Consider the following 409-nt stretch of genomic DNA (forward strand, 5'->3'; position numbering starts at 1 on the left):
CGGATCCCCACCCACGAAAGCCACCGCACTGGGCCAGAACCGCTGCCGCTGGAACGCATACGTCGGCAGATCCACCCGCCGCGCACCCGTACCGGCGAAGAACGCCGACCAGTCCACCTTCGCGCCCCGTACGAACGCCTGGGCCACGGCGCGGACCAGGGATTCCGCCTCAGCCCGGTCCTTACGGAGCACGGGCACGAAAACGGCGTCCTCGTTGACGCACTCCTGCGCCAGGGCCGACAGGACCCCGTCGGGACCGAGCTCGACGTACGTCGTCACACCCGCGCCCTCAAGGGCGCGGATCCCATCCAGGAAGCGCACGGCATCCCGCACGTGCCGCACCCAGAACTCGGCCGAGCCCATCTCATCGGAGACCAGGGCACCGGTCAGGTTCGACACAACCGGGATC

The 409-nt window shown here is 69.4% G+C and carries 1 protein-coding gene; it reads right to left on the minus strand.

All coding sequences use genetic code 11. From position 1 onward, the window contains the following. A partial coding sequence (locus tag ACEPPI_RS40730) for a hypothetical protein (RefSeq protein WP_373920274.1) occupies positions 1-409 on the minus strand: 409 nt, incomplete at both ends.

This window comes from Streptomyces sp. AB3(2024) (assembly GCF_041862025.1).
In the GTDB taxonomy this organism is placed as follows: Bacteria; Actinomycetota; Actinomycetes; order Streptomycetales; family Streptomycetaceae; genus Streptomyces.